Origin of the sequence: Pseudonocardia sp. SID8383 (assembly GCF_009864975.1) — a bacterium.
Lineage (GTDB): Bacteria > Actinomycetota > Actinomycetes > Mycobacteriales > Pseudonocardiaceae > Pseudonocardia > Pseudonocardia alni.
This window is the reverse complement of record NZ_WWFY01000906.1, coordinates 1-496: the sequence shown is the minus strand read 5'-3', so window position 1 is coordinate 496 and position 496 is coordinate 1. Positions and strand designations below refer to the sequence as shown.

The 496-nt window shown below is 80.0% G+C and carries 1 pseudogene; it reads left to right on the top strand.

From position 1 onward, the window contains the following. Positions 1–496, top strand: a pseudogene (locus tag GTW08_RS32555) (AfsR/SARP family transcriptional regulator); the annotation flags it as partial.

Here is a 496-nt window from a genome sequence, read left to right as displayed (position 1 = left end):
CGACGACGACCTCGCCGGGCTGCGCGCCGCCCTCGACGCCCACCGGCTCGTCACCGTCGTCGGCCCCGGCGGGGTGGGCAAGACCCGCGTCGCGCTGGCCGTCGCCGCCGACGCGGGCGGTCCGGTGTGGTGGACCGAGCTCGCCGACCTCGCCCCGGGGACCTCCGGCGCGCTGCTCGCCCCGGTCGTCGCCGAGGCCGCCGGGGTGCTCACCGCCCAGGGCGCCGACCAGCTCGCCGCCGCCCTGGCCGGCACCCCCGGCCTGCTGGTGCTCGACAACTGCGAGCACGTCCTCGACGCCGTCGCCGAGCTGCTCACCACGCTGCTGCCCGCGTGCCCCGGTGTGCGGGTGGTCGCGACCAGCCGCGAGCCGGTCGACCTGCCCGGTGAGCAGCTGCTGGACCTCGCGCCGCTGTCCCCCGCCGCGGCCGAGCAGCTGTTCCTGGACCGCGCGTCGGCCGCGGCGCCCGGCGTGGCCCCCACCGGCGACGACCGG